This window comes from Curtobacterium sp. CFBP9011, assembly GCF_034045095.1.
Taxonomy (GTDB): Bacteria; Actinomycetota; Actinomycetes; order Actinomycetales; family Microbacteriaceae; genus Curtobacterium.
In genome coordinates this window covers 19,164-40,863 of record NZ_JAXCWN010000013.1, presented here as the reverse complement: position 1 = coordinate 40,863, position 21,700 = coordinate 19,164, and the positions used below count along the sequence as shown (strand labels likewise).

Annotated in this window: 22 protein-coding genes and 1 pseudogene; 12 read left to right on the top strand and 11 right to left on the bottom strand. The window is 68.1% G+C overall.

Annotation, left to right across the window (positions count from 1 at the left end; translation table 11 throughout):
- Window positions 1-282: pseudogene (locus SOM35_RS17195) on the top strand (hypothetical protein); the annotation flags it as partial.
- 171 nt (window positions 283-453) lie between these two features.
- Here the strand turns inward: SOM35_RS17195 and SOM35_RS17190 are convergent.
- Window positions 454-1,395: a LysR family transcriptional regulator gene (locus SOM35_RS17190; protein WP_320516316.1), complete on the bottom strand. Its 942-nt coding sequence runs from the start codon at window positions 1,393-1,395 to the stop codon at window positions 454-456.
- 72 nt (window positions 1,396-1,467) lie between these two features.
- On the opposite strand from SOM35_RS17190, the gene SOM35_RS17185 reads away from it, so the two are divergent.
- Both SOM35_RS17185 and SOM35_RS17180 read left to right on the top strand, forming a co-directional pair.
- Complete coding sequence (locus tag SOM35_RS17185; RefSeq protein ID WP_320516315.1) at window positions 1,468-2,427, top strand: putative oxygenase MesX; 960 nt, start codon at window positions 1,468-1,470, stop codon at window positions 2,425-2,427.
- Window positions 2,428-2,447: 20 nt separating this feature from the next.
- The gene (locus SOM35_RS17180) at window positions 2,448-3,497 is read left to right on the top strand and encodes a methionine synthase (RefSeq protein WP_320516314.1); all 1,050 of its coding nucleotides are present in this window, start codon (window positions 2,448-2,450) and stop codon (window positions 3,495-3,497) included.
- Window positions 3,498-3,633: 136 nt separating this feature from the next.
- Here SOM35_RS17180 and SOM35_RS17175 read toward each other — a convergent pair whose 3' ends face one another.
- Window positions 3,634-4,053, bottom strand: a complete 420-nt coding sequence (locus SOM35_RS17175; protein ID WP_414648598.1) for a CPBP family intramembrane glutamic endopeptidase — start codon at window positions 4,051-4,053, stop codon at window positions 3,634-3,636.
- Between the two features lie 533 nt (window positions 4,054-4,586).
- Window positions 4,587-4,802 (bottom strand): SdpI family protein, encoded by a 216-nt coding sequence (locus tag SOM35_RS17425; protein WP_414648597.1) that lies wholly within the window; start codon window positions 4,800-4,802, stop codon window positions 4,587-4,589.
- A 559-nt stretch (window positions 4,803-5,361) separates the two neighbouring features.
- Between SOM35_RS17425 and SOM35_RS17170 the strand changes: the two genes are divergently transcribed.
- Window positions 5,362-5,784 (top strand): PRC-barrel domain-containing protein, encoded by a 423-nt coding sequence (locus SOM35_RS17170; RefSeq protein WP_320516313.1) that lies wholly within the window; start codon window positions 5,362-5,364, stop codon window positions 5,782-5,784.
- Between the two features lie 144 nt (window positions 5,785-5,928).
- On the opposite strand, the gene SOM35_RS17165 is transcribed toward SOM35_RS17170, so the two are convergent.
- On the bottom strand, window positions 5,929-6,300 hold the full coding sequence (locus SOM35_RS17165; protein ID WP_320516312.1) for a hypothetical protein: 372 nt from the start codon (window positions 6,298-6,300) through the stop codon (window positions 5,929-5,931).
- 301 nt (window positions 6,301-6,601) lie between these two features.
- On the opposite strand from SOM35_RS17165, the gene SOM35_RS17160 reads away from it, so the two are divergent.
- On the top strand, window positions 6,602-7,147 hold the full coding sequence (locus tag SOM35_RS17160) for a GNAT family N-acetyltransferase (RefSeq protein WP_181439358.1): 546 nt from the start codon (window positions 6,602-6,604) through the stop codon (window positions 7,145-7,147).
- A gap of 6 nt (window positions 7,148-7,153) precedes the next feature.
- Here SOM35_RS17160 and nrdF read toward each other — a convergent pair whose 3' ends face one another.
- The 4 genes from nrdF to nrdH all read right to left on the bottom strand — a co-directional run bounded on the left by nrdF (window position 7,154) and on the right by nrdH (window position 11,176).
- Window positions 7,154-8,155: a class 1b ribonucleoside-diphosphate reductase subunit beta gene (nrdF, locus tag SOM35_RS17155; RefSeq protein WP_056119980.1), complete on the bottom strand. Its 1,002-nt coding sequence runs from the start codon at window positions 8,153-8,155 to the stop codon at window positions 7,154-7,156.
- Between the two features lie 131 nt (window positions 8,156-8,286).
- Window positions 8,287-10,392: a class 1b ribonucleoside-diphosphate reductase subunit alpha gene (nrdE, locus tag SOM35_RS17150; RefSeq protein WP_301223153.1), complete on the bottom strand. Its 2,106-nt coding sequence runs from the start codon at window positions 10,390-10,392 to the stop codon at window positions 8,287-8,289.
- Between the two features lie 17 nt (window positions 10,393-10,409).
- Window positions 10,410-10,826 (bottom strand): class Ib ribonucleoside-diphosphate reductase assembly flavoprotein NrdI, encoded by a 417-nt coding sequence (gene nrdI, locus SOM35_RS17145; RefSeq protein ID WP_111076178.1) that lies wholly within the window; start codon window positions 10,824-10,826, stop codon window positions 10,410-10,412.
- A gap of 116 nt (window positions 10,827-10,942) precedes the next feature.
- On the bottom strand, window positions 10,943-11,176 hold the full coding sequence (gene nrdH, locus SOM35_RS17140; RefSeq protein ID WP_017886897.1) for a glutaredoxin-like protein NrdH: 234 nt from the start codon (window positions 11,174-11,176) through the stop codon (window positions 10,943-10,945).
- A 399-nt stretch (window positions 11,177-11,575) separates the two neighbouring features.
- Here nrdH and SOM35_RS17135 point away from each other — a divergent pair, with 399 nt between their 5' ends.
- Entirely contained in the window at window positions 11,576-12,781 is a 1,206-nt protein-coding gene (locus SOM35_RS17135) for an MFS transporter (RefSeq protein ID WP_111076177.1), read from the top strand.
- Window positions 12,782-12,856: 75 nt separating this feature from the next.
- Complete coding sequence (locus SOM35_RS17130; RefSeq protein ID WP_320516311.1) at window positions 12,857-13,675, top strand: aldo/keto reductase; 819 nt, start codon at window positions 12,857-12,859, stop codon at window positions 13,673-13,675.
- A gap of 147 nt (window positions 13,676-13,822) precedes the next feature.
- Here the strand turns inward: SOM35_RS17130 and SOM35_RS17125 are convergent, their stop codons facing one another.
- Window positions 13,823-14,152 carry a hypothetical protein gene (locus tag SOM35_RS17125; RefSeq protein WP_111076175.1) on the bottom strand — a complete coding sequence of 110 codons (330 nt, stop codon included), beginning with the start codon at window positions 14,150-14,152 and terminating at the stop codon, window positions 13,823-13,825.
- 111 nt (window positions 14,153-14,263) lie between these two features.
- Between SOM35_RS17125 and SOM35_RS17120 the strand changes: the two genes are divergently transcribed.
- Both SOM35_RS17120 and SOM35_RS17115 read left to right on the top strand, forming a co-directional pair.
- On the top strand, window positions 14,264-14,887 hold the full coding sequence (locus SOM35_RS17120; protein ID WP_320516310.1) for a hypothetical protein: 624 nt from the start codon (window positions 14,264-14,266) through the stop codon (window positions 14,885-14,887).
- A gap of 78 nt (window positions 14,888-14,965) precedes the next feature.
- A complete protein-coding gene (locus SOM35_RS17115) occupies window positions 14,966-15,487 on the top strand; it encodes a ribonuclease H family protein (protein ID WP_320516309.1) in 522 nt (173 codons plus the stop codon).
- 92 nt (window positions 15,488-15,579) lie between these two features.
- Here the strand turns inward: SOM35_RS17115 and SOM35_RS17110 are convergent, their stop codons facing one another.
- A complete protein-coding gene (locus SOM35_RS17110) occupies window positions 15,580-15,831 on the bottom strand; it encodes a DUF6458 family protein (protein ID WP_111076171.1) in 252 nt (83 codons plus the stop codon).
- A 100-nt stretch (window positions 15,832-15,931) separates the two neighbouring features.
- On the bottom strand, window positions 15,932-18,487 hold the full coding sequence (locus SOM35_RS17105) for a DEAD/DEAH box helicase (RefSeq protein ID WP_414648595.1): 2,556 nt from the start codon (window positions 18,485-18,487) through the stop codon (window positions 15,932-15,934).
- 105 nt (window positions 18,488-18,592) lie between these two features.
- On the opposite strand from SOM35_RS17105, the gene SOM35_RS17100 reads away from it, so the two are divergent.
- The 3 genes from SOM35_RS17100 to SOM35_RS17090 all read left to right on the top strand — a co-directional run bounded on the left by SOM35_RS17100 (window position 18,593) and on the right by SOM35_RS17090 (window position 21,698).
- Window positions 18,593-19,606 (top strand): LLM class flavin-dependent oxidoreductase, encoded by a 1,014-nt coding sequence (locus SOM35_RS17100; RefSeq protein WP_320516308.1) that lies wholly within the window; start codon window positions 18,593-18,595, stop codon window positions 19,604-19,606.
- Window positions 19,607-20,126: 520 nt separating this feature from the next.
- Window positions 20,127-20,717 carry a TetR/AcrR family transcriptional regulator gene (locus SOM35_RS17095; RefSeq protein ID WP_320516307.1) on the top strand — a complete coding sequence of 197 codons (591 nt, stop codon included), beginning with the start codon at window positions 20,127-20,129 and terminating at the stop codon, window positions 20,715-20,717.
- Between the two features lie 126 nt (window positions 20,718-20,843).
- Window positions 20,844-21,698, top strand: coding sequence for an NAD-dependent epimerase/dehydratase family protein (locus SOM35_RS17090; RefSeq protein ID WP_111076167.1), 855 nt, complete (start codon window positions 20,844-20,846; stop codon window positions 21,696-21,698).
- Window positions 21,699-21,700: the final 2 nt, after the last annotated feature.

The following is a 21,700-nucleotide window of genomic DNA, read 5'->3' as shown; positions in this document are numbered from 1 at the left end:
ACCGTCACCCTCGAGAACTTCGTCGTGAACCCCGGCTCCTCGAAGCTCTCCGGTGACGTCCTCGTCAACGGCAAGGTCGCCGTCGCCAACGCCTACCTGTTCTCCCTCCACGGCGGGACGCTGAAGCCGCTCCAGCTCGAGGGCGACAACGCGATCCTCACCGGCACCACCGTCCACATCTCCGACGACGCCGCGAAGCTGCTCAACAGCACCTTCAAGACCGACGCCGTCAAGGGCGGCCTGCTCGTCGGCACCGCCACCATCACCGCCCAGATCAAGTAACACCTGACCTGACGCACCACGAGAACGCCGCCCCGGCACACACCGGAGCGGCGTTCTCGCGTTCCCCCACCATGTGCCCGTGCGAGCGCGCCGACGTGACGGACGCGTGTCGCGCCTCCAGGCCGGTCACCGGCAGGAACGGTCAGCGCACCTCCGTCGGCTCCCGGCCACCTACCCGAGCGGCTCGACGCCGTAGCTGGTGACCACCGCGCGTAGCTCGTCCAGGTACGCCTGCGCCTGCACGGTCAGCGGGACCGAGGTGTGGGCGATCCACCCGATCTCGATGCTTTCGTCGACGTCGAGCGGGATGGCGACGATCTCGGGGTCCAGGTCATCGCTGATGAGCCCGGTGGAGATCGTGTACCCACCGAGGCCGATCATGAGGTTGAAGATCGTCGCCCGGTCCGAGACGCGGATCTCCCGTTTGCTCGACATCGTCGACAGGATCTCCTCCGCCAGGTAGAAGGAGTTGTTCGCACCCTGGTCGAACGTCAGTCGGGGCAGGTCCGCCAGGTCGGCGAGGGTCGCGCGCTTGCGCGACGCGAGCGGGTTCCGCCGGGCGACGAAGATGTGCGGCCGGGCGACGAACAGCGGGGTGAACACGACGCCGGCGTCCCGCATCAGCTTGCCGAGGACCTGTCGGTTGAAGTCGTTCCGGTAGAGGATGCCGACCTCGCTGCGCAGCGTGCGGACGTCCTCGATGATGTCCCAGGTGCGGGTCTCACGGAGCGAGAACTCGTACTCGTCCGCGGCCGCCGCCTCGACCATGCGGACGAAGGCCTCCACGGCGAACGAGTAGTGCTGCGCCGACACCCCGAGCAGCCGACGTGACGGCTGCCCGCCGACGTAGCGCTGCTCGAGCAGGGAGACCTGTTCGACGACCTGCCGGGCGTACCCGAGGAACTCGACCCCGTCGACGGTGAGCACGACCCCACGGGCCGAGCGGGTGAACAGAGGGCGACCGATCCGCGTCTCCAGGTCCTTCATCGCCGCAGAAAGGGTCGGCTGGGCGACGTAGAGCAGATCGGCCGCTGCACTGATCGAGCCCTCGGTCGCGACCTCGATGAAGTAGCGGAGCTGCTGCAGGGTGATGTCGTTCGAGACCCGGGCCATAGGCGCAGGCTATACCGGCGCATAGCGTCTCGGTATTACCTGATGACCCGGGCCTCCCGTCATGCTCATGGGATGGCGAATGACCTGACCTTCAGCATCACGCGGACGCGGTTCGACGAGGACTACTCCCCCGCCGACAGCTCCCGGCTGACCACGAACTTCGCCAACCTGGCGCGCGGCGAGCACCGTCAGCAGAACCTCCGTGCTGCGATGGCGATGATCGACGGGCGCGCGAACGACCTCGCCGGGGTGCATGACCGCTACCGCCTGGAACTCGACATCGTGTCCGCCGCGCTGGCGTTCTCCGACGGTGGATCAGACGCCGAGTTCCCGCTGCTCGAGATGCTCGACGTCACGATCGTCGACCAGCACACTGGCGAGCGCCACCACGGCATCCTCGGCAACAACTTCTCGTCGTACCTGCGCGACTACGACTTCTCGGTGCTGCTGCCGTCATCGGCGGGCTTGCCGTCCGACTTCGGGGCGCTGCACGGGGCGCTCTTCCAGCGCTTCCTGGAGTCATCCGCGTTCCACTCGACTTTCAGTGCCGAGCCCGTCGTCTGCATCAGCGTCTCGACGAGCCAGACCTACCGCCGGACCGGGTACGTCCACCCCGTCCTCGGCGCCGAGTACGAGCACGAGCACTCCTCGCTCACCGACGACTACTTCGGCCGGATGGGCATGCGGGTCCGGTACTTCCAGCCCGCCGGAGCGTCAGCCCCGCTCGCGTTCTACACGCGCGGCGACCTGACCGGCGACTACACGGACCTCCAGCTCATCGGCACGATCGCCACCATGGAGACGTTCCAGAAGATCTACCGCCCGGAGATCTACGCCGCGAACACCCCGGCCGGGAGCACCTACCGCCCCACTCTCGACCACACCGACTTCACGCCCACTCCGGTCACCTACGACCGTGAGGAGCGCAGCCGCCTCGGGATCACCCAGGGCCGGTGGACCGAGGAGCACCTCGTCAAGCCGCACCACGCGCTCCTCTCGCGTTTCGCTGCCGACTCCGTACCCGCCCGCTGACCGACTGGACCATCACCTCCATGAGCTCTCTCCTCCCCACCTCGATCGTCGGCAGCCTGCCGAAACCCTCCTGGCTCGCCGAGCCCGAACGACTCTGGTCCCCGTGGGAGCTCGAGGGCGCAGCGCTGACCGAGGGCAAGCAGGACGCACTCCGCTCCGCCGTGCACGAGCAGGAGCGCCGCGGCATCGACATCGTCAGCGACGGCGAGCAGACCCGCAAGCACTTCGTCACGACGTTCATCGAGCACCTGGACGGTGTCGACCTCGACCGCAAGGAGACCGTCCGGATCCGCGACCGGTACGACGCGGCCGTCCCGACCGTCGTCGGTGCCGTCAGCCGTCGAGCGCCCGTGTTCGTGGACGACGCCCGCTTCCTGCGCGCGCAGACCGACCGCCCGATCAAGTGGGCGCTCCCCGGCCCGATGACGATGATCGACACCCTCTCCGACCAGCACTACAAGAGTCGCGAGAAGCTGGCGTGGGAGTTCGCCACGATCCTCAACCAGGAGGCACGCGAGCTGCAGGACGCCGGCGTCGACGTCATCCAGTTCGATGAGCCCGCTTTCACCGTCTTCCACGACGAGGTGCAGGACTGGGGCGTCGCCGCACTCGAACGCGCAGCCGAGGGCCTTCGCGTCGAGACCGCCGTGCACATCTGTTACGGCTACGGCATCGAGGCGAACAACAGGTGGAAGGAGACGCTCGGGGCCGAGTGGCGCCAGTACGAGCGGTCGTTCCCGCTCCTGCAGCAGTCGTCGATCGACATCGTGTCGTTGGAGTGCATCCACTCCCACGTGCCGCTCGAACTCGTCGAGCTCATCCGCGGGAAGAAGGTCATGCTCGGCGCGATCGACGTCGCCACCGAGGCCGTCGAGACCCCGGAGGAGGTCGCGGAGGTGCTCCGCCGTGCGCTGGAGTTCGTCGATGCGGACAAGCTCATCCCCAGCTCCAACTGCGGGATGGCTCCGCTGGCGCGGGGTGCGGCGCTGGACAAGCTCGGTGCGTTGTCAGCCGGCGCGGACATCGTCCGCAACGAGCTCGTCGGCGCCGACGTCCCGTCGGGACGCTAGACGCTACCGGTCACAGGGCGGCTCCCTCCGGAAGATGGAGAGCCGCCCTGTTCGTTGCGTCCGCGGGATGCTTGGCTCTCGATCCGGCCTGGAGGCGCGGCTGCCGTTCGACTGACAGGTCGCGTTGGTACTGGTGTCACCCCTCACCGCATCCGCGAACCGGATCGCCGTCGGAGCGGCGAGTGGATCGACGCGAGCAAACGATGATGATCGTCGCGAACACTGCAGCGGCGATCCAGGTCCCGACGCCGAGCGGCCCCGCGAGGGCGAGGTCCGGCGGGTACTTCGCAGAGGAGAACAGCAGCACCAGACCGCACGCTGCGTTGAACGCGCCGTGCCCGAGCACGGCGGGCCAGACCGAACCACTCCAGATCCGGAGCCAGCCGAGGAACGTGCCGACGGCGGTGGCTCCGACGATCATCAGGAAGACCCCCCACAGGTCTGGACGATCGAAGTTGTAGCCCAGCAAGACGATCGGCGCGTGCCAGACGCCCCACACGACGCCGGTGATCAGAACGGCCGGCCAGTCGCCGAGAGGTCGTAGGGCAGGGAGCAGAAGACCTCGCCACCCGACTTCCTCTCCGAATGCGAGTACCCCCGTTCAGAGGGGCGGCGATCGGGATCGAGATGACCTGCACGAGGACGAGAACTCCGATCGGCAGAAGGTCCCGCGCTTCTTCGGGAAGCATCGCGGCAAACCCACTGAACGTCTCGAGGTCGAGGCGGACGAGATGCAGGAGCGCGGCGACTGCGATGCCGGCGATGACGACGAGTGGCAGCAGGACGATGCCGCCCAGTGAGAAGCGCAGGAGCTTTCCGACCGGTCGGAGCGGGACGATTCCGAGCTGCCGGACAGCCTGCCGCACCGGAACGCGTTGCTGCAGCAGCACGACGATCGCTGCTGCAGCGCAGGGTGTGAACATCATCGTCGGCAGGACCCACAGCGCGTGCACCGAAGCCAAGCCCTTCGGATCGATCCACAGCGGCAGGCTGACGAGCCATCCGAAGCCCCAGGCCAGGAACGTGAAGATCAGGATCGGCTTCCAGCGGACCTCCGCTGCCACTGACCCGGGAACGACAATGCCATCACTATGAAGCATCAGGTGCCTTCCGGACTGCTCGTTGCGCAGCGGCGACGCTCCACGACCCCCCCCCGGACAGCAGCACAGCAGCCTGGTGCCCTCGGCGCCACGCTGCAGCATCGTGCATCGTCGCTCGCGTACGAACACCGACGAACGAGTTCCGGCCGATGACACCCCCTGCGGGCAGCACGACGAAGACCGCTGTCACCACCGCCGCAACCATCTCGACGAAGACCACCGTCTACCCCTTCTCCAGAACGGCCGAGCGCGCGCCTGGCCGTGAAGACGGCTGCTGCGCCAACTGATCTTTCACCGGCCAGATCCTGCATGTCAAGAAGAGCTGGTGCAAGCTGCTCTCCATGAAGAGGTGGATCCGCATCCCCGTCGTTGTCGGCGGTGCTGCTGCCACGGCGTACGGGTGCCTGTACCTGAGCCCGCTGCTGACCGGCTGGATGGGAGCAGCCACACTCTGAATGGCGACGACGCGCTGGAGCTCCGGCGAGCCGCTCGAGCTCCCTGTCGGCACAGAGATCGATCCCGCAGACGTCCGGAGGTACCGCGAAGACCATCCCGGAGTCTCGATCGAGCGAGCAGCCGCCGCCGTCGCCAGAGCGTCAGCAGCTCAACCGAACGGGCACGACGAGACGCATCGTTGAACAGCGAAGGCCCAGCAGGCCGAAGCCCGCGGGCGTCACGACGATCCAGGCGGGCTCGTGAAGCGCTCGGGCGCGCCTCGCGGTCACTGACACAAGCGGGTCAGGCCAGGAGCGTTGACTACCTCCATGATCACCAAGAGCATGATCCACGAGGTCGAGAGCGCGACCGTCCGAGACCGCGACGGTGCCTCGGTCGGCAAGGTCGCGCAGGTGTTCCCCGCCGCGGACGGCAGCGCTGCGTTCGTCAGCGTCGCCACAGGACTCTTCGGGGGTCACACCGCGCTCGTCCCGGTGGAGGACGCCACGTTCGACGGCACGGACCTGCACGTCGGGTACGCGAAGAGCGCGATCAAGGGAGCACCCTCCCCCGGAGTCGGAAACGCTCTGTCCGCCACCGAGGCGAACGCCGCCCGCAAGCACTTCGGGTTGTCCCCCAGCGGCAAGGCCATCGGAGACATGGGCGACCCGCACGAGAACCTCGACCAGGCTGGTACCGGCCCTGCGGGCGCAGACGACACCGAGGGCGCGGGCACGACGCCACCGGCGTGAGCAGCGCCGGCGAGTGACCCGACCCGTCGGGACGGAGCTGACGGTACTGCTCCGTCTGGTCGGCCTGGAGGCGCGGTGCCAGCTGGCACCGCGCCTCCAGTCAGGCACACGGTCGCGAACACGCGACGGCGATGCCGCTACCACTCACATGTTCGCGATGAGCCGGAGCGTGTAACCGTCGGGAACCGTCTGGTGTTCGACGTAGTGCATGAACACCGGCGCCGCCTGGTCGGCCGTGAACAGCTCCGCCGGGTGCCGCGGCTCGTGAGCAGCCTGCACGTCGATGGTCTCCGTGAGCGGTTCCGACAGGTCGTGGTCACGGCCGACGATGTAGAAGCGGTACTCGCCGTCGTCCTCACGACGGCGGAGCTCGACGCTCATCTTCTCCGCGGTGCCGCCAGCCTGCAGGTACGAGTCGCCGTACTGCTCTTCGGCGGGTCCAGGGTTGAACATCCAATTGGCGTCGTCGGGGCACCACCAGATCAGCCACGCGAACTGCTCGTCGTTGTCGAGCAACCCCAGCCTGCGGCGTACCTGATCAGGCATCGGCCGGAAGGTGTCCTGCAAGATGCTGCTGACACTGCCGTTGCTCATTGTGATGATCATTCGCTGGCGCGGCCGTTCGCTACCGCGAGGATCGACTTGCCGCTGTTCGACCGTGCCGGGATGCAGGTCTGGTTGCCGAGGTCGTCGAGGGCCATCTGGCGATTCTCGCAGGGGCGAATCGATGACCACCACCTCGTCCGCGTCGACCGGTAGCGGATCATGGTCCGGACGTTCGCGAGGAAGCGCATTCGGAGTGCGTCAGACTCGACACGTGGATGGCGAGCTTGGTCGGATCCTCGTCCGTGCGGCGACCGGTGACGACGTGGAGGCGGTGCTCGACGTTCAGCTCCGCTCACCGGGACGGTCCGCATCGGCACACTTCAGGCAGCACGTCAGCGCGGGGATCGCTGACGAGTCGGTACTCGTCCTGATCGCCACTGTCGGCCCCGAGACTGTGGCGTGGGCGATGACCACCCACTTCGACGAGTCTGAAGGCCTGGCGCCCGCCGGGTACTACCTGACGGGCGTGACCGTTGCACCGGAGTGGCGTCGCAAGGGCGTGGGCGGGCTCCTGGTGCAAGCACGGTTGAACTGGATCGGAGAGCGCGACACGAAGGCGTTCTTCTTCACGAATGCCTGTAACGACGGATCGATCAAGTTGCACGAGCGATACGGATTCCGACCCGTCGCTCACGGAGCGCGGTTCCGCGGGGTGTCCTTCGAAGGAGGCCGAGGAATCCTGTTCGAGGCCGATCTGACGCACCGCGACAGCAGAACGCCCCGCCGGCCGAAGCCAGCGGGGCGTCCCCACAAGTGACCGGACTCAGAAGTCCCAGTCCTCGTCCTCAGTGCTCTCCGCCTTGCCGATGACATACGACGAACCGGAGCCCGAGAAGAAGTCGTGGTTCTCGTCCGCGTTGGGCGACAGCGCCGACAGGATCGCCGGGTTCACGTCCGTCGTCTCCTTGGGGAACATCGGCTCGTAGCCCAGGTTCATCAGCGCCTTGTTGGCGTTGTAGTGCAGGAACTTCTTGACGTCCTCGGTCAGCCCGACCTGGTCGTAGAGGTCCTGCGTGTACTGGATCTCGTTCTCGTACAGCTCGAACAGCAGGCTGAACGTGTAGTCCTTGATCTCCTGCTTGCGCTCCTCGGAAGCGCCCTCGAGGCCCTTCTGGAACTTGTACCCGATGTAGTACCCGTGGACGGCTTCGTCGCGGATGATCAGGCGGATCAGGTCAGCGGTGTTCGTGAGCTTCGCGCGCGAGGACCAGTACATCGGCAGGTAGAAGCCGGAGTAGAACAGGAACGACTCGAGCAGGGTCGACGCGACCTTGCGCTTCAGGGGGTCGTCGCCGGTGTAGTAGTCGAGGACGATCTGTGCCTTCTTCTGCAGGTTCACGTTCTCGGTGGACCAGCGGAAGGCGTCGTCGATCTCGGGCGTCGACGCCAGGGTCGAGAAGATCGACGAGTAGCTCTTGGCATGCACCGACTCCATGAACGCGATGTTCGTGTAGACGGACTCCTCGTGCGGGGTGATCGCGTCGGGGATCAGGCTGATCGCGCCGACGGTGCCCTGGATGGTGTCCAGGAGCGTCAGACCCGTGAACACGCGCATGGTGAGCTGCTGCTCCTCGGGCGTGAGGGTGTTCCACGACTGCACGTCGTTCGACAGCGGCACCTTCTCGGGCAGCCAGAAGTTGTTGACGAGGCGGTTCCAGACCTCGACGTCCTTCTCGTCCTGGATGCGGTTCCAGTTGATCGCGCTGACCGAACGGATCAGCGGGACGGCTTTGCCGGTGGCGTGGACCGGGTCGGTGAGAGTCATTGCTTCTTCCGGAATTGAGATGGTGACGAATCGAAGGCCGGGAGGCGCGGTGCGGGCTGGCACCGCGCCTCCAGGCCGGGGGCGGTCGCGTCAGCGACCGAGACGACGCAGCATGCACGACGCCGGAGGCGTCACAACATGCACGAAACGCAGCCCTCGACCTCGGTGCCCTCGAGGGCGAGCTGGCGCAGACGGATGTAGTAGATCGTCTTGATGCCCTTGCGCCATGCGTAGATCTGCGCCTTGTTGATGTCACGCGTGGTGGCGGTGTCCTTGAAGAACAGCGTCAGGGACAGGCCCTGGTCCACGTGCTGCGTCGCCGCGGCGTACGTGTCGATGATCTTCTCGGCACCGATCTCGTACGCGTCCTGGTAGTAGTCCAGGTTGTCGTTCGTCATGAACGGCGCCGGGTAGTAGACGCGGCCGAGCTTGCCTTCCTTGCGGATCTCGATCTTCGACGCGATCGGGTGGATCGACGACGTCGAGTGGTTGATGTACGAGATCGAACCGGTCGGCGGGACGGCCTGCAGGTTCTGGTTGTAGATGCCGTGCTCCTGGATGGACGCCTTCAGCGCCTTCCAGTCGTCCTGCGTCGGGATGGTGATGTTCGCGTTGTCGAACAGCGACGCGACGCGGGCGGTGGCCGGCGTCCAGACCTGGTCGGTGTACTTGTCGAAGAACTCACCCGACGCGTACTTCGAGTCGCGGAAGCCGTCGAAGGTCTCCCCGGTCTCGATCGCGATGTTGTTCGAGGCGCGCAGGGCGTGGAACAGCACCGTGTAGAAGTAGATGTTCGTGAAGTCGATGCCCTCTTCGGAGCCGTAGTAGACACGCTCACGAGCCAGGTAGCCGTGCAGGTTCATCTGGCCGAGGCCGATGGCGTGCGACTTGTCGTTGCCGTCCTCGACACTGCGGACCGAGGTGATGTGGGACATCTGCGAGACCGAGGTCAGGCCGCGGATGGCGGTCTCGATGGTCTTGCCGAAGTCCGGCGAGTCCATCGTCAGCGCGATGTTCAGCGAGCCGAGGTTGCAGGAGATGTCCTTGCCGATCTCCTTGTACGAGAGGTCCTCGTTGAAGGTGGTCGGGGTGTTGACCTGCAGGATCTCCGAGCACAGGTTCGACATGTTGATCCGGCCCTTGATCGGGTTGGCCTTGTTCACCGTGTCCTCGAACACGATGTACGGGTAGCCCGACTCGAACTGGATCTCCGCGATGGTCTGGAAGAACTCGCGCGCCTTGATCTTCGTCTTCTTGATGCGCGAGTCGTCGACCATCGCGCGGTAGTTCTCGGAGATCGGGACGTCGCCGAACGGGACGCCGTAGACCTTCTCGACGTCGTACGGCGAGAACAGGTACATGTCCTCGTTGTTCTTCGCGAGCTCGAACGTGATGTCCGGCACGACGACGCCGAGCGACAGCGTCTTGATGCGGATCTTCTCGTCGGCGTTCTCGCGCTTGGTGTCGAGGAACTTCATGATGTCCGGGTGGTGGGCGCTGAGGTAGACCGCGCCGGCACCCTGACGCGCACCGAGCTGGTTCGCGTAGGAGAAGGAGTCTTCCAGCAGCTTCATCACGGGGATGATGCCCGAGGACTGGTTCTCGATCTGCTTGATCGGGGCGCCGGCCTCGCGGATGTTGGAGAGCAGCAGGGCCACGCCGCCGCCGCGCTTCGAGAGCTGCAGCGACGAGTTGATCCCGCGCGAGATCGACTCCATGTTGTCCTCGATGCGGAGGAGGAAGCAGGAGACGAGTTCGCCGCGCTGGGCCTTCGCGGTGTTGAGGAACGTCGGGGTTGCGGGCTGGAAGCGGCCGGCGATGATCTCCTCGACGAGGTCGATCGCGAGCTGCTCGTTGCCCTGCGCCAGGCCGAGGGCCGTCATCACGACGCGGTCCTCGAAGCGCTCGAGGTAGCGCTTGCCGTCGAACGTCTTGAGCGTGTAGCTCGTGTAGTACTTGAACGCACCGAGGAACGTCTGGAAGCGGAACTTCTTCGAGTACGCCAGGTCGTTGAGCCGCTGGATGAAGTCCATCGAGTACTGGTCGATGGTCGCCTGCTCGTAGTACTCGTTCTCGACCAGGTAGTCCAGCCGCTCCTTCAGGTTGTGGAAGAAGACGGTGTTCTGGTTGACGTGCTGCAGGAAGAACTGCTTGGCCGCCTCACGATCCTTGTCGAACTGGATGTTCCCGTCCGCGTCGTAGAGGTTGAGCATCGCGTTGAGGGAGTGGTAGTCCATCCCCGTCTGCGGCGACGTCAGATCGACGTCTGCAACTGCTGCGTCCAAAATGCTTCCAATCCTGAGTTGACCGCCACCACGTCGTCGGGGGTCCCGAAGACTTCGAAGCGGTAGAGAACGGGGACTCCGCACTTGCGCGCGACGATGTCCCCGGCGAGGCCGAACGCCTCACCGAAGTTGGTGTTCCCACCGACGACGACGCCCCGGATCAGAGCCCGGTTGTGTTCGTCGTTGAGGAACTTGATGACCTGCTTGGGGACCGCTCCGTGTCCGTTGCCGCCACCGTAGGTGGGGAGGACCAGGACGTAAGGCTCGTCCACACGGAGGGGTTCCTCACTCGCGTGCAGCGGGATCCGGTCGGCGTCCTGGCCGAGCTTCTCCACGAACCGGGCAGTGTTGCCCGAGACACTCGAGAAGTAGACGAGGCGGCTCATGGTGCGCTCCCTGACGAGGTGCGGACTGCGGACCGGAGGGGTGCGGCGGGGGCGGGACGAGCCTCCAGGCTGTCCTTCCGCCGCCGGGCGACGCGGGCCGGACGGCCCGCGAGGCGTCAGGCCAGTTCGGCGCTGAGGGTGGCGATCTTGTCGGGGCGGAAGCCCGACCAGTGGTCGTCGTCGGTCACGACGACGGGGGCCTGCATGTAGCCGAGGCTCTTGACGTGCTCGAGCGCTGCTTCGTCCGTGGAGACGTCGTGCACTTCGTACTCGATGCCCTTGTTGTCGAGGGCGCGGTACGTCGCAGTGCACTGGACGCAAGACGGCTTGGTGTACACGGTGACGGCCATGATCTCCCCTGGTTCTGGGCCCGGTTGGAGGCCCGTCGTTCTGGTGCTGTGTTGTCGATGACGCTACTACATGTAGTGCCCGATGGACGGATGGACCACTAGAGGAAGTGTTACACCCCTGTAGTTTCCACAACGTCATCCACAGTCTGTGGATTCCCGCGAGGCCCGGTTTTCCGCCACTCTGCCACCGCCCACCGACACTTCCCACACCCTGTTGGGGGCACCTGTCCACGGATGTGGAAACTGCACGCCCGGCGTGTCTGAGAACGTCCAGCGGACAGTGGTCCGACACCCCGCCGACGGCTGCGCCCCCGCTCGGGGGCCACCGCTCTCCGGCTCGGGTGACACCCCTCTCCACACCCGCCGCAACGCGGTCCGTCCGGTCCGTACACTCGTCTCGTGAGCGCGTACGGGTCCCTTCTGAAGACGCCCGGGGTCGGCCGGGTCATCGCCGCGCAACTCACCGCGCGCTTCCCGTTCGGCATGCTGTCGCTGGCGTACCTGCTGCACGTCGAGCACATCTTCGACTCGTACGGCGCCGCCGGCCTCGTCCTCGCGACGACCAGCATCGGTCAGGCCCTCGCCGGGCCCCTCACCAGCCGCTGGATGGGCCGCTGGGGCATGCGCCCCGTGCTGATCCTGACGAGCATCGTGGCGTTCCTGACCATGGGCGTCATCGCCTTCTTCGTGATGCCGCTCTGGGCGTACGTCGTGATCGGCTTCGTCGGAGGCCTGGCGGTCCCGCCGGTGCAGCCCGCGGTCCGCACCATCTACCCGAAGATGGTCACGTCCTCGCAGCTCACCCCGCTGTTCTCCCTCGACGCCAGTGCGCAGGAGCTGATCTGGGTCGCCGGCCCGGTCATCACCACGTTCGTCGCGACGCAGATCGGCACGGTCGAGGCGATCGTCGTCGCGATGGTGTTCCTGCTCATCGGCTGCACGTGGTTCATCGCCTCCCCCGAGCTCGGCCGCGTCCGCATCCCCCGCTCGAAGCGCGCGTTCGGTGTCGTCATGAAGCGGCCGTCGGTCGTCGTCGCCACCGTCACGGGCCTGCTGCTCATCGGCGCGTGCTCCGCGGTGGAGGCCAGCGTCACCAGCGTCTTCGGCGAGGGCAGCCCGAACGCCGGCATCGTCCTCGCCGTCTTCGCGGTCGGCTCGCTCGCGGGCGGGTTGGCGCTCGGCCACCGTCCGATCTCGCAGAACGCCCTCTGGCTGCGCATGACGATCGTGTTCGTCGGACTCGTGCTCGCGGTCGGCAACCCGACGTTCTGGTGGCTCTGCATCTCCCTCGTCATCGCGGGCGCCGGCATCGCCCCCGCCCTGACGGTGATGTTCGGCTCGGTCTCCGCCACGGTCAAGTTCTCCGACACGGCCGAGGCGTACGGCTGGATGGGGACCGGCCAGCTCATCGGAGCCGCCGGTGGGTCCGCGGTCGCCGGCTTCCTCATCGACAGCAACGGTCCGAGCGGCGGCCTGATGGTCGGCGCCGTCATGGCCGCGGCCGGCGTGGTGTTCCCCCTGGTCATGCGCCGCTGGCTGCCCGACCTGCGCGGTCGCGACGCCAGTCCACTGCCCGACACCGAGCCGGTCCACCTCCCCACCTGATCCGTCCGGCCTGCGTTCTCCACAGGTCGGACTGGAGGCCCGCCCCACCCCCGTCATGCCGGGCAGGATGGGTGCATGGTCACCTCGATCCCTCTCCGCGACGGCCGGAGCATCCCCACCATCGGCTTCGGCGTCTACAAGGTCGACGACGTCGAGGCAGCGACGGCCGTCGGGCTGGCGCTGGACGCCGGGTACCGCCACGTGGACACGGCCGAGATGTACGGCAACGAGCGGGGCGTCGGGCAGGCGCTCCGGGCCTCCGCGCTCGAACGTGACGACGTGTTCGTGACCACGAAGGTGTGGAACGACCACCAGGGCCGCGACGGCACGCTCCGGGCGTTCGACGCCAGTCTCGAGCGGTTGGGGCTCGACGTGGTCGACCTGTACCTGATCCACTGGCCGGCGGCGGCGAACGACCGCTACGTCGAGACCTGGCGGACGCTCGTCGAACTCCGAGCGTCCGGGCGGGCGCGCAGTGTCGGCGTCTCGAACTTCCAGGTGCCCCACCTCGAACGGATCATCGACGAGACCGGTGAGGTCCCGGCGGTCAACCAGGTCGAGCGGCACCCGTGGTTGCCGCAGCGCGAGCTGATGGCGTTCCACGAGCAGCACGACATCGTCACCGCGGCGTGGTCGCCCCTCGGTCGCGGACGGCTCATCGAGGACCCGGTGCTCGTCGGCATCGCTGCTGCCCACGACGTCAGCGTGGCGCAGGTGCTCGTGCGGTGGAACGTGCAGCAGGGGGTCGTCGTGCTGCCGAAGTCGGTGACGCCGTCGCGCATCCGCTCGAACCTCGATGTCGACGGCTTCGTGCTGACGGACGACGAGCTCGCTGCGATCGCGGCCCTGGAGTCCGGCCAGCGAACGGGCTCCCACCCCGACTCCGTCGCCTGACCGCGCGGCCCGCCGCCGCGCTGCACGCAAAACACCGGTGTTCGTCAGTCGCGCCGCGCAATCACGCGGTGTCTCCGGCGAACACCGGTGTTTCGAGAAAGCCCAGCGCCGCTCGGGCGGCCCAGCGCCGCTCGGGCGGCCCGGCGCTCAGCCCTGCCGGTCCTCCTCGGACTGCCACGGCAGGTGCAGGTCGCCCGGCTCGGGCTCGACGTCACCGGCGTCGTCCGCGCCACCGGTCCCCGGGGCGGCGACGATCCGCGAGGGGTCGATGCCGTCCGCGCGCAGGTCGTCGTCGTCGCGCTGCTCCGTCTGCGACGCGTCCATCTCCCGCTCGCTCGAGGGGCTGTACGACGTGTCGGCGGCCCGCTGCTCGCTGCCGCTCACCCCGTCGACGTCGTCGCTGTGCGCTGCCGAGGCCAGGGCGTCGGAGCGGTCCCGGTCGTCGGAGTGCTCGGGGCCTGCGATGTCGTTGCTCATGGTGGTTCCTCCCGTTTCCCCGAACGCTAGGCGGCAGCGCGCCCCGGACTCCCAGGCCGTCGGGCCGATCGGGGCACAACCACCCGCTGCGTGCTCCAGTACCGTCGAAGCGTGATGGATCCTCGTGCAGACCGGGGAGGTGCCTCCTGCCCCACCGACTCGGCGACACCCGAGCAGCGGGCCCTCGTCGAGCAGCACCTCCGCCGGAGCGAACAGCTCCTCTGGATCGGCGAGAGCGACCCGCAGCGGATGTTCGTCGACGCCGACCGGTGGCTGATCCCGTCCAACGCCTTCTTCCTGGTCGTGGTGACGACCTTCCTCGTGGGAGCGGCGCGATCGCAGGCGCACCCGGGAGTCCTGGTGCTGCTGTCTGCCCTCGTCCTGGTCGCCCTGCACCTCTGCGCTGGTCGGTTCCTCGTGAAGCGCCACCGCAAGCGCACGGACGTCTACGCCGTGACGACGGAGCGGGCACTCGTCACGAACGGACGGAGGACACGCGAGACCGATGCTCGCCGCACCGACTGGTACGTGGACCGGACGGCCGAGCACGTCACCGTGCGGTGGGACGACGTCAGCGACCTCGACACGCTCTTCCTGGGCGGAAGCGCGTCGGCACAGCAGTACGCCAACACGGGCCTCGATGGCATGCCCGGCATGCGGGAGGACTTCGCGATGTACGACGTCATCGACGGCGACGGGCTGGTCGCCGCACTCCGCCGGACGTCCGGGCGCTGACCACGGCCGGGAGGCACGCCGCACCCCCGCAGGTCCGTTACGCTCGTCGGGCACTCGCCACCACCAGGAGGTCCCACCGTGACGATCGTCGCCGCCGCTGACGGCTCAGCCCTCGGCAACCCCGGCCCTGCAGGCTGGGCCTGGTACGTGGACGACGACCGCTGGGCTGCCGGCGGCTGGCCCCGCGGCACCAACAACCAGGGCGAGCTGACCGCTGTCCTGCAGCTCCTCAAGGCCACGAAGGACTCGGGCGAGCCGCTGCACATCCTCTGCGACAGCCAGTACGCCATCAAGGCCTGCACCGAGTGGCTCGCCGGGTGGAAGCGCAAGGGGTGGCGGAAGGCCGACGGCAAGCCGGTCCTCAACGTGGAGATCATCCAGGAGCTCGACGCCGAGCTGCAGGGCCGCAAGGTGACGTTCGAGTGGGTCCGTGGGCACATGGGCCACGAGATGAACGAAGCCGCTGACGTCCGTGCCCGTGGTGCGGCGACGGCGTACCAGAACCGCACCGAGGTCCCGACGGGCCCGGGCTGGCCGGGCGTCGACGTCCCGGAGCCGGCGGCGATCCGCGAGGTCGCCCCGCCCGCGACGCTCTTCTAGACCGCACGGCAGACGACAGACGCCAGACGCCGAATGACAGACAGCGAGGGCGGGACCGATCGGTCCCGCCCTCGCTGTCTGTCGCTCTGGACTCAGTAGGTGCCGTCGCGGCGGTCCTGCTGGGTGATCTGTTCGCCCGAGGCCGGGTCGACGCCGGAGCGCGTCGTGGTGGTGGTCCGGCGTCCGCCGAAGCCGACCGCCAGGCTGATGATGAGCAGGACGACGCCGGCGGCCATCAGGATGTAGCCGATGAGCCGCAGGTCGATGCCGGCGACCTGGTAGTCGACCGCGAACGCGACGATGGCGCCGATCACGATCAAGGCGATGCTGGAGCCGATTCGCATGGGGGTTCCTTCCGTGGGCTGCGGCTGACCGTACCCGGTCGGCTGCCCACGTGTTCCGGCCACACACCGCGTGCGTTCCGCGGCGACCGGCCCGCTCGTCTCAGTCGACGTCGACCTCGGCCCACCCGTCGAAACGGCCGATCTCGGTGACACGGACCACGGCCTCCCCCGCGTCGTCCGAAGCGTCGAGGTCGATGGTCGCCGAGAACCCGAAGTCCTTGTCGCCCGCCGGGTCGGCGAATATCTGTCGCGCGCGCCAGGTCCGCCCCTGCTCGGAGAGCACGAGGTACTGCATGGACCGGGCCTCGGCGTCGATGCCGATCGTGTCGTGCTCGTCGTAGTACTCCTCGAGCACGGCGTCCCACGCGTCCTGGTCGAACCCGGCGGTGGCGTCGAGTTCGCCGAGGCCCTCGATGTCGTCCCGCGCGGCCAGCAGCACCCGCTGGAACAGGGCGTTGCGGACCAGGACCCGGAAGGCCCGGACGTTGCCGGTGAGTCGGGCGGGCTGCGGCGGCGCGATCTCCTCGTGTTCGGCCTCGGCGAGCACGATGTCCCCGTTCATCAGCGCCTCCCACTCGTCGACGAGCGAGGAGTCGACCTGGCGCACGAGTTCGCCGAGCCACTCGATGATGTCGTCGAGCTCCTGGGTGCGGTGCTCGTCCGCGATGGTCTGACGCATGGTGCGGTAGGCGTCGGACAGGTACCGCAGGACCAGCCCTTCGGAGCGGGTGAGCTGGTAGAAGCGCACGTAGTCGCCGAAGGTCATCGCCCGCTCGTACATGTCGCGGACGACGGACTTCGGGGACAGCGAGAAGTCGAGCACCCAGGGCTGTTCGTCGGCGTAGCTCTCGTACGCGGCGGTGAGCAGTTCGTCGAGCGGCTTGGGCCAGGTCACCGCTTCGAGGAGCTCCATCCGCTCGTCGTACTCGATGCCCTCCTGCTTCATCCGGGCGACCGCCTCGCCCCGTTCCTTGAACTGCTGCTGCGACAGGATCGCCCGCGGGTCGTCGAGGGTGGCCTCGACGATGGACACCATGTCGAGGGCGAAGGTCGGTGACGCGGGGTCGAGCAGTTCGAAGGCGGCGAGCGCGAACGGCGACAGCGGCTGGTTGAGCGCGAAGTTCGCCTGCAGGTCGACGGTGAGCCGGTAGGTGCCGTCGACCTTCTCGATCACCCGTGCGTTGACGAGGGTCCGGGCGATGGTCAGGGCCCGGCGGGCCATCGCGAGCTGTCGGGCGCGGGGTTCGTGGTTGTCGTAGACGAGCGAGCGGACATCCTCGAAGGCGTCCCCACCGCGGGCGACGACGGACAGCACCATCGCATGGGTGATCCGCATCCGGGACGCCATCGGCTCGGGCTCGGCGCCGATCAGCCGTTCGAAGGACGCCTGCCCCCAGGACACGAAGCCCTCGGGTGCCTTCTTCCGCTTGATCTTGTTCTTCTTCTTCGGGTCGTCCCCGGCCTTGGCGACGGCACGGGCGTTCTCGATGTCGTGCTCGGGCGCTTCGGCGACGACGTCGCCCTCGGTGTCGTACCCGGCACGTCCGGCACGTCCGGCGATCTGGTGGAACTCGCGAGCGGAGAGCTGGCGCATCTTGGTGCCGTCGAACTTCGTCAGGCCGGTGAACAGCACGGCGCGGATCGGCACGTTGATGCCGACGCCCAGGGTGTCGGTGCCGCAGATGACCGGCAGTAGGCCGCGCTGGGCGAGTTGTTCGACCAGCCGTCGGTACTTCGGCAGCATGCCGGCGTGGTGGACGCCGATGCCCGCGCGGATCAGGCGCGACAGGGTCTGTCCGAACCCGGCGCTGAAGCGGAAGCCGGCGATGGCCTCGGCGATCTGGTCGCGGCGTTCGCGCGTGGCGACCTTGGCCGACATGAGCGCCTGGGCGCGTTCGAGGGCGGCGGCCTGGGCGAAGTGCACGATGTAGACCGGCGCCTTGCCCTCCTCCAGCAGGCGCTCGACGGTCTCCTGCACCGGGGTCATCACGTACTCGTACTCGAGCGGCACGGGGCGGGAGACGCCGGTGACCCGTGCGGTCGGGCGTCCGGTCCGGCGGGAGAGGTCGTCCGCGATGGTCGTGACGTCGCCGAGGGTGGCGGACATGAGCAGGAACTGTGCCCGTTCGAGCACGAGCAGCGGCACCTGCCAGGCCCAGCCACGGTCGGCATCGCCGTAGAAGTGGAACTCGTCCATCACCACGACGTCGACGTCGGCGTCGGGTCCTTGGCGTAGCGCCAGGTTCGCGAGGATCTCGGCGGTGCAGCAGACGATCGGGGCGTCGGCGTTCACTGCCGAGTCGCCCGTGACCATGCCGACGTTCTGGGCGCCGAACAGGTCGACGAGCTGGAAGAACTTCTCGGAGACCAGGGCCTTGATCGGCGCGGTGTAGTAGCTGCGCTTGCCCTCCGCGAGTGCGGCGAAGTGGGCGCCGGCCGCGACGAGCGACTTGCCGGTGCCGGTCGGGGTGCTCAGGACGACGTTGGCGCCGGACACCAGCTCGATGAGGGCTTCGTCCTGCGCCGGGTACAGCGGCCGTCCGCCGGACTCTGCCCAGTCGGCGAAGGCCTGGTAGACGGCGTCGGGGTCGACGACACCGCCGGGGGCCGCCGGCATCGCGGCGACGAGCGGGGCAGCAGTGGTGGCGTCGGTCATGTGCCCATCCTCCCAGCCCGGCCGTGACCGACGGACGGGAGGCTCGACATCCGTGGACAGACCCCGCACCTTCCACAGATCCATACGGCCGCATAGACTCGCCCCGTGCGCGAACTCGGCTTCCTCTCCTTCGTCCCGAACCACGGCGGTACCGACGGTGCCGCGAGCGCCCTGGAGGACGGACTCCGGCTCTTACAGACCGCGGAGACCCTGGGCTACGGCACCGGCTGGGTCCGCGGCCGGCACTTCGAGCCGTTCCTCACGAGCCCGATGACGTTCTTCGCCGCCGCCGCCCAGCGGACCAGCACGATCGGCTTCGGCACCGCCGTGCTCGGCATGCGCTACGAGGACCCGGTGCGCCTGGCCGAAGACGCCAGCACCGTCGACCTGCTCAGTGGTGGGCGCGTACAGCTCGGCATCAGCACCGGCATCGCCGGCTACGGCCCGATCCTCGACCCGGTGTTCGGCGCCTCCGAGCGGTCCTTCCGCGACGAGGCCGAAGCCCGCGCCGCCCGACTGCTCGAGGTCCTGCACGGCGACGCCCTCGGGTCGGCGGGCAAGGGCTACGAGAGCATCCCCGCCGGCGCCGAACTCACCCTGCAGCCCCGGAGCCCCGGCCTGCTCGACCGTGTCTGGTGGGGCGGCGGCAGCATGGGCACCGCGGTCCGCACGGCCGAGAAGGGCCTGTTGCTGCACTGCTCGACCCTGAACACCGAGGACACCGGCGAGCCCTTCGCGGTGGCGCAGGCGGCTCAGATCGAGGCCTACCGCGAGCGGTTCGCCGAGCTGCACCCGGACCGGCAGGCGAAGGTCGCCGTCGGCCGCATCATCGTCCCGCTGCTCGACGACCACGACCGCGCCGTGCACGAGGAGTTCCTCACCGGGTACGCATCGGGCATGGACGACGAGGGGCGACCGCTGTCGGGCCCGCCGTTCCGCTTCAGCAAGGTGCTCTCGGGCGAGCCGGCCGCCATCGTCGACGCCCTGCGCGCCGACCCGGCAGTGGCGGCGACCGACGAGCTGGTCGTGACCCTGCCCGCCAACGGTGACGGCGCCTCCCACGAGCGGATCCTGCGGATCATCGCCGAGGAGATCGCCCCGTCGGTCCGCACCGCCTGAGCAAGCGAGCAAGCACCAACTCGAACGAGCCAACGAGCCAACGCGCGAACGCGCGAACGACCAGGAGACATCCGACGGGGCCCACGGGTCGGTGAGTCCCGTGGGCTCACCCGCCGGACGACCATCGGCGTCCCTGATCCGGACGCGATGGTGCACTCATCGTTCCACCTGCGCACCTTTTTGTCACACCTGGAGAAAGACGGGTACCGGCTGCCACAGTGCGCATCCCGGGAACGAGGATGCGCCCCCGCACCAGGTGCGGGGGCGCATCGGAACGCATCAGGACCACCGGGGCGTCATCGGCCGGATCAGGAGGCCGCGACACACACTCGGCGGTCCTTCTTCGATGCGTGCGCCGACGGTAACCAGCCGACTGGCGCACCGGCAAGCGTACCGACGTCGTCGGAGGTGGTGCGGAAAATGGACGGATGTACAGCCTCCTCAGGCGCTCCAGTCCGAGGGTCATGCCGGCAGCCGCCGCCCGGGAGGGCACTCCGCCCCCGGACGGTACAGTCGCGCCATGGCACGACGGGGTTCGTACGCGAAGGGCATCGCGAAGCGCGAGGAGATCCTCGCCGTCGCGCTCGACCGCGTCGCCACCCAGGGGTTCCGGCGGACGAGCATCCGGGACATCGCGGCCGCCGTCGGCCTCACCCAGGCCGGCTTGCTGCACTACTTCGACTCGAAGGACGACCTCTGGGTCGCGGTGCTCCGACGCCGTGACGAGGAGGACCGTGCGGCGCAGTGGGACGCGCCCGACCTCGCATCGCTCCTGGCGTCGGTCGTCCGCCACAACGCCGAGGTGCCGGGGCTGGTCCAGATGTTCGTGAACCTGTCGGCGGCGGCGGCGACCGACCCGGAACACCCGGCACACGCGTACTTCCGCGAGCGCTACGAGTCGGGTCGTGCCCGCATGACGGCCGACTTCCAGGCGATGCAGGCGGACGGGCGCCTCCGGAGCGACCTCGACCCGGCGGAACTCGCGAGCGTCCTCCTCGCCGTCGCGGACGGGCTGCAGATCCAGTGGCTCTACGACCCGAGCCGTGACATGGCGGAGCACGTCGAACTCGTCACCCGACTCGCGATGGCTCGGGTCTCGGTCGGGTCCTGACCCGGCCGGGAGGCTCACCCACCCTCCGGCGGGCAGGTACCGCCCGTACCTGGTTGCGTCCACCACCGGCAGGGCAGGATGGGCGTGACCCGACCCGGGGTCTCGACGACGAGGTGGAGTGACGCGATGACGCGTGTAGTGGTGACCGGTGGCAGCGGCAAGCTCGGACGGGCGGTCGTCCGCGACCTGGACGAGCACGGCTACGACGTCGTGCTCCTCGACCGGGTGGCCTCCCCGGACAAGCCGGAGCGGGTGCAGTTCGTCCGCACGGACCTGACCGACTACGGCCAGGTGCTCAACACGTTCCTCGGGGTCGACGACCGCTACGACTCGGTCGACGCGGTGGTGCACCTCGCGGCCGTGCCCGCGCCGGGCCAGGTGCCGGACGTCGCGCTCATCACGAACAACGTGACCGCGTCGATCAACGTGTTCCACGCTGCCCGCGCAGCCCGCATCCGGAACGTGGTGTGGGCCTCCAGTGAGACGCTCCTGGGGATCCCGATGGGCGAGCACCACCCGCCCTACCTGCCCGTCGACGAGGAGTTCGCGGTCCGGCCGCAGTCGTCGTACTCGCTCGGCAAGGCGGTGGAGGAGGAGATGGCGCGCCACTTCACCCGCTGGGACCCGCAGCTGAAGATGATCGGCCTGCGCTTCTCGAACGTGATGGACGAGACGGACTACCCGGCGTTCCCGTGGGACGCGTCGCCGGAGGCGAAGACCTTCAACCTGTGGTCGTACATCGACTCGCGGGACGGCGCCCAGGCCGTGCGCAAGGCGGTGGAGAGCGAGTTGACCGGGTTCGAGGCGTTCATCATCGCCAGCCCGGACACCGTGATGGAGACGCCGACGCTGGAGCTCGTCGAGCGGTTCCTGCCGGACGTCGAGCGTCGCGCCGAGATCGACGGCACGAGTTCCCTGCTGTCCTCGGACAAGGCCCGCGAGCTGCTCGGCTACGCCCCCGAACACACCTGGCGCCCCTGAAC

Excerpts from the sequence above, each read along its gene's own strand:
- SOM35_RS17190 (WP_320516316.1), bottom strand. The coding sequence starts at position 1,395 with ATGGCCCGGGTCTCGAACGACATCACCCTGCAGCAGCTCCGCTACTTC.
- SOM35_RS17185 (WP_320516315.1), top strand. The coding sequence starts at position 1,468 with ATGGCGAATGACCTGACCTTCAGCATCACGCGGACGCGGTTCGACGAG.
- SOM35_RS17180 (WP_320516314.1), top strand. The coding sequence starts at position 2,448 with ATGAGCTCTCTCCTCCCCACCTCGATCGTCGGCAGCCTGCCGAAACCC.
- SOM35_RS17425 (WP_414648597.1), bottom strand. The coding sequence starts at position 4,802 with ATGGTTGCGGCGGTGGTGACAGCGGTCTTCGTCGTGCTGCCCGCAGGG.
- SOM35_RS17170 (WP_320516313.1), top strand. The coding sequence starts at position 5,362 with ATGATCACCAAGAGCATGATCCACGAGGTCGAGAGCGCGACCGTCCGA.
- nrdF (WP_056119980.1), bottom strand. The coding sequence starts at position 8,155 with ATGACTCTCACCGACCCGGTCCACGCCACCGGCAAAGCCGTCCCGCTG.
- nrdE (WP_301223153.1), bottom strand. The coding sequence starts at position 10,392 with ATGGACTACCACTCCCTCAACGCGATGCTCAACCTCTACGACGCGGAC.
- nrdI (WP_111076178.1), bottom strand. The coding sequence starts at position 10,826 with ATGAGCCGCCTCGTCTACTTCTCGAGTGTCTCGGGCAACACTGCCCGG.
- nrdH (WP_017886897.1), bottom strand. The coding sequence starts at position 11,176 with ATGGCCGTCACCGTGTACACCAAGCCGTCTTGCGTCCAGTGCACTGCG.
- SOM35_RS17130 (WP_320516311.1), top strand. The coding sequence starts at position 12,857 with ATGGTCACCTCGATCCCTCTCCGCGACGGCCGGAGCATCCCCACCATC.
- SOM35_RS17125 (WP_111076175.1), bottom strand. The coding sequence starts at position 14,152 with ATGAGCAACGACATCGCAGGCCCCGAGCACTCCGACGACCGGGACCGC.
- SOM35_RS17110 (WP_111076171.1), bottom strand. The coding sequence starts at position 15,831 with ATGCGAATCGGCTCCAGCATCGCCTTGATCGTGATCGGCGCCATCGTC.
- SOM35_RS17105 (WP_414648595.1), bottom strand. The coding sequence starts at position 18,487 with ATGACCGACGCCACCACTGCTGCCCCGCTCGTCGCCGCGATGCCGGCG.
- SOM35_RS17095 (WP_320516307.1), top strand. The coding sequence starts at position 20,127 with ATGGCACGACGGGGTTCGTACGCGAAGGGCATCGCGAAGCGCGAGGAG.
- SOM35_RS17090 (WP_111076167.1), top strand. The coding sequence starts at position 20,844 with ATGACGCGTGTAGTGGTGACCGGTGGCAGCGGCAAGCTCGGACGGGCG.